Below are 7885 nucleotides of genomic sequence, written 5' to 3'. Positions count from 1 at the left end.
AGGGGCGGGTTCCGGTGTCAACTCAACTCCCCACGACCGGATAAATAAACCCGCCGTATCCCCGGTAATTAATTGACAATTGACAATTGTAGGGGCGGGTTCCGGTGTCAACTCAACTTCCCACGACCGGATAAATAAACCCGCCCTATCCCCGGTAATTCATTATTAATTATTAATTATTAATTATTCATTGCCTATCAACTATTAAATACTGCGGAGGGCGACGATTGGATCAAGGGCGGCGGCGCGTCTGGCGGGAACTACACCGAAAAATAAGCCAATACCCCCAGAAACGCTGACCGCGACTGCGATCGCACTTGTGGAAATTCCAGCTTCTAAAGGTGTTAGTATTCCCACCATTAACACACCACTAACACCTAAACCTGTACCAATTAATCCCCCGGCTACAGATAAGATAATCGCTTCAATAATAAACTGAATGAGAATATCATTTTGGGAAGCGCCTATAGCTTTTCTCAGACCAATTTCCTGGGTTCTTTCTGTGACGGAAACTAACATAATATTCATAATTCCAATTCCCCCAACTAACAAGGAAATCGCCGCCGTGGCTGCTAACATCAAGGTTAAAGCGCCAGTAATTTGTCCGAGGATATTCATTAAATCCTGTTGATTACGAACCGTAAAATCATCTTCATCAGTAATTTTATGTCGTAAACGTAGCAAATTCTCAATTTGAAATTGTGCCGCCCTCATCTGATGTGCTTCTTTAATAGAAACGGAAATAAAGGTAACTTGTAAACCATAGGGAGAACTGCGCCCAGTAATGCGATTAGCCACGGTGGTAATGGGGATAAAAGCATTCATATCCTCATTACTTCCTAAACTTGAACCCTTGGGTTGCATGACTCCAATTACCTGCAATGTAATATCTTTGAGTCGGACTTGTTTACCGATGGGGTCTTCATTACCAAATAATTGTTCTGCTATTTCTGAACCGAGGGCGACTACCTGTTCATTTCGCTGAATATCCAAATCAGAAATAAACCGTCCTTTGGCAATATCAAAGCTGCGGACACTCATATATTCTGGGGTAGTGCCAATTATAGAAGCGGAGGCATTCCTACTCTGATAAGAGATTAATTCACTAGCTGTTAAGGAAGGGGCAACGGCTTCGACTGAGGGGACTTGTTCAGCGATCGCCAGTGCATCTTCTAGGATTAAATTTTGAGGGGGATAAACAGGTCTTCTCTGGGCTTCCGGGCTTCCGGGTACAATAAATAATACATTAGGACCCAAGGAATTAACTTGATTTTCGACAAAGGTTTGCGCGCCTTCTCCAATACCTATCATAGCAATAACTGAGGCATTACCTATAATAATGCCTAACATAGTTAGGCTGCTTCTCATTTTATTAGCCAATAATGTCGCTGAGGACATTTTGATACTTTCTACAATATGCATAATTAGGGATAAGTAGTTAAGGATTGAGATGCTATTTTATTGTATAATATCTTCAAGTTTTTGTCCGGGTGGCAATTCAATAAAAACGCGATCGCCTGTAGTAACTCCTTGCAAAATCTGGATTTCATTACCAATTTGTGAACCGATAGTAACCGGTTGAAATTCTGGTTGACCTTCCTGGTTAGGAATGAGTACACCGGTATTTCCCCGATTAGTAATAATCGCCACAGTCGGAACCACAACAGCTTGATTAAGTTGGCGACCGACAAACCGTAAATTAACATTCATTCCCGACTGTAATACATCCTGTCCGGTGCGAATATCAATCCTGGCTTGAAACAGGGTAACATCCCGTTCTTTAATAGCTTCCGGGGCGATTAAATGCACTGCACCTTCAAAGACCTGATCTGGGTAAGCATCGGCGACAATTTCCACCTTTTGTAATGGTTCAATTTGGACAATATCAGTTTCGGGGATTTTGGCTAAAACTTCCAAATCCTTAGCCAAAGCGACAATTGAAGTAGAGGTAGCAGAACTAGCATCAGATGCGGAAGTAGCCGGAGTGACAAAAGCGCCCTCAACGGCATATCTTTGAGTAATAATTCCGGCAAAAGGCGCACGAATATTAGTATCTTCTAACAGCACTTGATAATAGCGCAGTTGACTTTCAGCCTCGCGGACATCAGCTTCAGCGGCGGCAATATCTTCAGGACGAGTGCCATTTTCCAACTCATTCAACTGACTGCGCGCCTCGGTAACATCAGACTCAGCCTGTCTGATAACTTCAGGACGAGTGCCATTTTGTAACTGTCGCAAATTCTGACGTTCCTGTTCAACGGTAGCTTCCAATCGTTCAATTTGCGATCGCCTATTTTCCTGAAGTTGTGCTAGTCGCTGTTTAGCCTCATCCTGTAAAGCCTCCAAGCGGCGTTGATCTCGCCTATAGCCATCCAAAGTATCCTCAGAAACAGCCCCCTGACTTTTCAATTCTTCATAGCGCTGTACCCGTCCTTGGGCCAATTCCAACTCAGCTAAATTAGCTTGTATTCTTGATTGCGCTTGGTCAATTTCATTTTGCAGGCTCCCGGACCGGGCATCAAATAAGCGAATTTCCGCCTCTCTAAGCCTCGCAGATGCCACGGCAATTTCTTCTTGGCGTGTTCCAGCCTGCAACTCTGCTAGGCGTGCGATCGCGCGTTCTAGGCGGGCTCTGGCGCTCGCAATGGCTTCGGGACGAGAGCCTTGGCGCAGTTTTGCCAAATTGGCTTGGGTGCGTTCTAACCTGGCTTGCGCTTGTAGCCGTTGCGCTTCGAGTTCGTTACTCTCCATGCGCGCAATAATTTGACCGGCTTCGACACGATCGCCCTGTTCAACGTACAATTGAGCTAAACGCCCTTGAGTTTTGGGACTCAAATTGACCCGGCGCACGGGTTGTACAACTCCACTCGCCCTAACGGTTACAGTCAGATCCTTGGCTTCCACTGGTACAGTCAACGCTTCCACCATTTGTAGTGAGTTAGGCTTGCGATGATAGACTCGGTGCGCGACCATGGGAACGGCGAGAATTCCTAAAGCCAGCAGTGCGATCGCCCACCATTTGGGTCTACGTCGGGGCGGTTTTGCTACTACTGGGGGTTGGAAGTCATGCTTAACGAGACCGTTAGGGGACTCGGTTTCGGGTTTGGGATCTGTTAACATTATGTTTCCTCTCGATCCACGAACTGACCAACTCGATCAGTATTTACGATTGAATCTGATCAGTTAGCCACATATCAATTTTATCAAAATTTTAGGTAATTGGAAAGATGGACTCTATGTTTCCGGTGAGTATTCCGGTCGCGCCAGCAGGCTACAAATCAGGTTTTGTCGGCATTATCGGCCGCCCCAATGTGGGGAAATCAACTCTGATGAATAAGTTGGTAGGACAGAAAATTGCGATTACTTCTCCTATCGCTCAAACTACTCGTAACCGCTTACGGGGAATTCTTACTACTGAGTCCGCTCAAATTATTTTCGTCGATACGCCGGGAATTCATAAGCCACATCATCAGTTAGGTAAGGTGTTGGTAAAGAATGCCAAATTGGCGATCGCCTCCGTGGATGTGTTAGTCTTTGTGGTGGATAGTTCGGTGATGTCGGGGGGTGGCGATCGCTATATCGTCGATTTACTGACTCATACTAAAGTCCCCGTGATTTTGGGTTTAAATAAGTGGGACTTACAGCCAGATCAATATGAGGCGATCGACCAGAGTTATCAGCAGTTTGCTGAGGCTAATCAATGGCAAATGGTCAAGTTTTCTGCCTCTACTGGTGCGGGGCTAGAAACATTACAAAATCTGTTAATTAACAGTTTAGATCCCGGTCCCTATTATTACCCTCCCGATTTAGTGACTGACCAACCGGAAAGGTTTATTATGGGTGAGTTAATTCGTGAACAGATTTTGCTACACACCCGCGAGGAAGTACCGCACTCTGTGGCGATCGCTATTGATAAAGTAGAGGAAGATGTTAAGATTACCCGCATTTTAGCCACCATTCATGTCGAACGTCTTTCCCAAAAAGGCATTTTAATTGGGAAGGGCGGACAAATGCTCAAAACTATTGGTAGCGCCGCCCGCCAACAAATTCAAAAGTTAGTAGATGGAAAGGTTTATCTCGAGTTGTTTGTGCGCGTTCAACCTAAGTGGCGACAGTCGCGAAATCAGTTGGCTGAGTTGGGTTATCGGGTCGAAGAATAAGGGGGCAATATGAGCGATATCGGCACTATATTTGGTTTTTTGGGCGGCACTGTTGTGGCTATTCAAGGAGGATATAAAGTCCTGCAATATCCGAAGCCAGATCGCGTATTTAAAAGACTGTCAGACGCGAAATGGTTTTTAACTCTCCGCTGGTGTGAACAGTTTACTACTCCGGCTGGGGTTCTGAATTTAGAGGGTCAGCTTTCTTTTTGTAATGCCGCAGTTATGGCTATGGGAGAGGATAAATTTTTACCCCCAGAACACCGACAGCCTATATTTAATTGCTGTTTATCTTTACCTCTCGGAGAAACCACTATTTATGCTAATCCGGCAATTCCCGAAATTGAGATCATGGCTATAGAAATTGATCAGCGTTTTGGACGAGTCGCCTTAGTCCGTTATTACTAATTTTACCAGACCTTCAATATAGCGATCGCGTTCCATGGGCATAATTTCTTCACCGTGCATAATTTCCTGGATGAGTAAGTAGTGTAATAATGCTCCCATAATTACCCTAGCAGTTACTTCCGCATCAGCTAACCTGAGTTGTGGGTAAGATTCTAAACTCTTAGTCAGCCTATTAATTCCGACTTTGACAACGTTACGAATAAAGGCTTGGGCTAGTTCTGGAAACCTTCCTGATTCCCCAATAATTAAGCGCAAAAAACACAGCAACTCGGGGTCATTTAAGATTTGATTAAAAATTGCAGTTGCCCATGTTTTTAAAAATATAGCCGGGTCTTCTGGTTCCTCAATTACAAAGTCCAAAATTCGTTTTTCCCCTAAATATTCAGTTAAGGCACTAAACAAACTTTCCTTATCCCCAAAGTGATTATATAGGGTGGCTTTTGATACTCCAGCCGTTTTAGCTACCCGATCCATGCTGGTAGCTGCAAAGCCGTGGGCCAGAAATTCCTCGATCGCCCCCTGAAGAATTTGTTCTGCTTTGGGGGCCATCCCTGTCTCTGGGTGAGATTGTCTCTTGGCCATCTAATTCTCTCCTCGTGCCGTGGCAGTCCTTGTGAATTTTTGTGATCTACTTGTCATTATACCAAACCGTTTAGTATACTTGAAAAGTAAACTAAACAGTCTAGTTTAATTATGGGGAGAGATATGTTATGCTACAGTCCCACAGCACCAGAGATTTCACCTCAACTGGTTTCCTAGGCCATAGGATCACCACCTGGGCGATGGTTGCCACTGTAGGGTTAGGAAGTGTTGCTGGCTATATGTTTTGGCAGTCTACCCAGGAAAGCCAGGAAATGCCCTTAGCGGTAGCTAGTCTACCCGTATCAATCAAGGTAACTGCTTTGGGGCGATTGGAACCTGAAGGAGAGGTGGTCTCAATTTCTGCTTCCGGTGGGATGGAAAATAACCTAATTCAGCAGTTGCTGGTCCAGGAGGGGGACTGGGTGCAGGAGGGAGATGTGATAGCAATTTTAGATAGTCGCGATCGCCTTCTAGCGGCCCTAGAAAAGGCCCAGGAACAGGTAGGTTTAGCAACAGCCAAACTCGAGCAAATTAAGGCGGGGGCGAAAATTGGGGAACTCGAAGCGGCTAGGGCTACTATCGCCCGCCTAGAGACCGAAAGGCTAACGAATATGCAGGCGGGACAGGCGATGATTGCCCGTTTAGAGACCGAACGCAGCACCGATATTGTAGCGACAGAAGCCAAAATCGCCCGTTTACAGGCTCAAAAGCAGGGGGAATGGCAGGCTGCCCAGGCAACAATTAACCGCATTGAGGCTGAATATAACAATGCTGTAAATGATGAACGTCGCTATCAGGAATTGCATCAACAGGGGGCAATTTCTGAGGAGTTATGGAATTTAAAACGGTTGCACAGGATAACGACAGAAGAACAGTTACAGGAGGCACGGTTTAATTTAATTCGCATTGAAAATACTTATAACCAGCAAATTCAAGAAACCCAGGCTCAATTAACCCAAATTCGGTTAGCTAAACAACAGCAGATTGAGGAAGCTAAGGCTAATTTAGATGGTATGGACCGGGGGGGAACACAACAAATTCGGGAAGCCATGGCTACCCTTAATCGTATTGCAGAAGTGCGACCTGTGGATATAGCGGTAGCAGAAGCGGAGGTAAGATCAGCCCAAGCTGCCCTAAGACAAGCCCAGGCAGATTTGGCTTTAGCTGAAATTATTGCCCCCAGAAATGGGCAAGTTTTAAAAATTCATGCTCACCCTGGAGAAAAAATTGATAATTTGGGAATTTTGGAACTGGGAGAAACTCGGCAAATGGTGGCGATCGCTGAAGTTTATGAAAGTGACATTCACCAGGTTAAAATTGGACAATCTGCCCGGATTACTAGCGCGGCTTTAGAGGGGGAATTATCGGGAATTGTGGATCGGGTAGGTTTACAAATTCAACGGCAAGATGTGATTAATGCTGACCCTTCTGCCAATATTGATAGCCGGGTTGTGGAAGTGCGGGTGCGTTTAGATGAAACTTCCAGTCAGAGAGTGGCTGGGTTAACTAATTTACAAGTAGTAGTGGTCATTGAACAATGATTAAATTGATAAAGCCTTTACAACAATTAGCTAGACGGACTCCTTTAGGATGGTTACAGTTAACCCATGATAAAGGTAGGATGTTAGTGGCGATCGCCGGTATTGCTTTTGCTGATATTTTGATGTTTATGCAGTTAGGATTTCAGACAGCATTATATAATAGTAATACTCGTCTCCATCGAGCCTTAGAAGCTGATTTAGTGTTAGTTAGTCCCCAGGCTTTGAACTTAACCCGTATGTCTACTTTTACCCGTCGCCGACTTTATCAGGCAATGAATGTGCCGGGGGTGGAGTCGGTGGAACCTGTTTATGTCGCTCTCAAAACTTGGAAAAATCCCCAAACCCAGAAAGAAACCGCGATTTTGCTGCTGGGATTTAATCCAGATAAACCTGCTTTTGATTTTATCAAAAATCATCCCAATTTACCAGATATTAAGTTACCAGATCGGGTTTTATTTGACCGGGAAGCTAGGGGAGATTATCAACAAGCGATCACATCTATAGACCGGGGAGAAAGGGTGACAACGGAAATCGAACGGCGCACTATTACTATTTCTGGTTTATTTGAACTGGGGGCATCTTTTGCCGCTGATGGTAGTTTAATGACCAGTGATCAAAACTTTTTGCGCCTGATGCCCAAACAAGAATCAAAGAGTATTAATATCGGCTTGATTAAAATAGAAGCAGGGGCGGATATTTTGCAAACTCAAGCCCTGTTAAAAGCCTATCTACCCTCTGATGATGTTCGGGTTTTAACTAAGGCTGAATTTATCCAATTTGAAAAGAATTATTGGACGGCTAATACTCCTGTGGGTTTTGTGTTTAATTTGGGAGTAGCAATGGGTTTTGTCGTGGGAACTATTATTGTTTATCAGGTATTGTCAACTGATGTCGCTTCTCATTTGGCTGAATACGCCACTTTTAAAGCTATGGGTTATCGGACTATTTATTTATTGTCAATTGTGTGGGAGGAGGCTTTGATTTTATCCCTATTAGGTTTTGTGCCAGGTTTGGGGATTTCTATTGGCTTATATGCCATAACTAGAAATGCTACCAATTTACCTGTTTATATTACTTTATTTAGGGCGGTTCAAGTATTGATTTTAACAATTATTATGTGTGCAATATCGGGGGGTATAGCTACCCGGAAACTTCAGGGGGCTGACCCGGCTGATATTTTTTAGATTGAGATCA

The 7885-nt window shown here is 44.4% G+C and carries 7 protein-coding genes; 4 read left to right on the top strand and 3 right to left on the bottom strand.

Features of this window, described 5'->3' with window-relative positions; all coding sequences use genetic code 11:
- Positions 1–204: 204 nt before the first annotated feature.
- The gene (locus P5683_RS03505; RefSeq protein ID WP_006625025.1) at positions 205–1422 is read right to left on the bottom strand and encodes an ABC transporter permease; all 1218 of its coding nucleotides are present in this window, start codon (positions 1420–1422) and stop codon (positions 205–207) included.
- Positions 1423–1458: 36 nt separating this feature from the next.
- On the bottom strand, positions 1459–3120 hold the full coding sequence (locus P5683_RS03500) for an efflux RND transporter periplasmic adaptor subunit (RefSeq protein ID WP_315639062.1): 1662 nt from the start codon (positions 3118–3120) through the stop codon (positions 1459–1461).
- 107 nt (positions 3121–3227) lie between these two features.
- Here P5683_RS03500 and era point away from each other — a divergent pair, with 107 nt between their 5' ends.
- Together era and P5683_RS03490 are read left to right on the top strand one after the other, a co-directional pair.
- The gene (gene era, locus P5683_RS03495) at positions 3228–4160 is read left to right on the top strand and encodes a GTPase Era (RefSeq protein ID WP_006625023.1); all 933 of its coding nucleotides are present in this window, start codon (positions 3228–3230) and stop codon (positions 4158–4160) included.
- A gap of 9 nt (positions 4161–4169) precedes the next feature.
- Positions 4170–4568, top strand: coding sequence for a hypothetical protein (locus P5683_RS03490; protein WP_046319319.1), 399 nt, complete (start codon positions 4170–4172; stop codon positions 4566–4568).
- Here the strand turns inward: P5683_RS03490 and P5683_RS03485 are convergent.
- Positions 4551–5150, bottom strand: a complete 600-nt coding sequence (locus P5683_RS03485) for a TetR/AcrR family transcriptional regulator (RefSeq protein WP_008048661.1) — start codon at positions 5148–5150, stop codon at positions 4551–4553. The genes P5683_RS03490 and P5683_RS03485 overlap by 18 nt on opposite strands.
- A 128-nt stretch (positions 5151–5278) precedes the next feature.
- Between P5683_RS03485 and P5683_RS03480 the strand changes: the two genes are divergently transcribed.
- Both P5683_RS03480 and devC read left to right on the top strand, forming a co-directional pair.
- Complete coding sequence (locus tag P5683_RS03480) at positions 5279–6691, top strand: HlyD family efflux transporter periplasmic adaptor subunit (RefSeq protein WP_008048663.1); 1413 nt, start codon at positions 5279–5281, stop codon at positions 6689–6691.
- A complete protein-coding gene (devC, locus tag P5683_RS03475; protein WP_008048665.1) occupies positions 6688–7875 on the top strand; it encodes an ABC transporter permease DevC in 1188 nt (395 codons plus the stop codon). Before P5683_RS03480 ends, devC begins: the two co-directional genes overlap by 4 nt.
- Positions 7876–7885: the final 10 nt, after the last annotated feature.

It is taken from the genome of Limnospira sp. PMC 1279.21 (assembly GCF_032349615.1).
In the GTDB taxonomy this organism is placed as follows: Bacteria; Cyanobacteriota; Cyanobacteriia; order Cyanobacteriales; family Microcoleaceae; genus Limnospira; species Limnospira fusiformis.
Note: the sequence above shows the minus strand (reverse complement) of the source record. Positions and strands in the feature narration are given on the sequence as shown.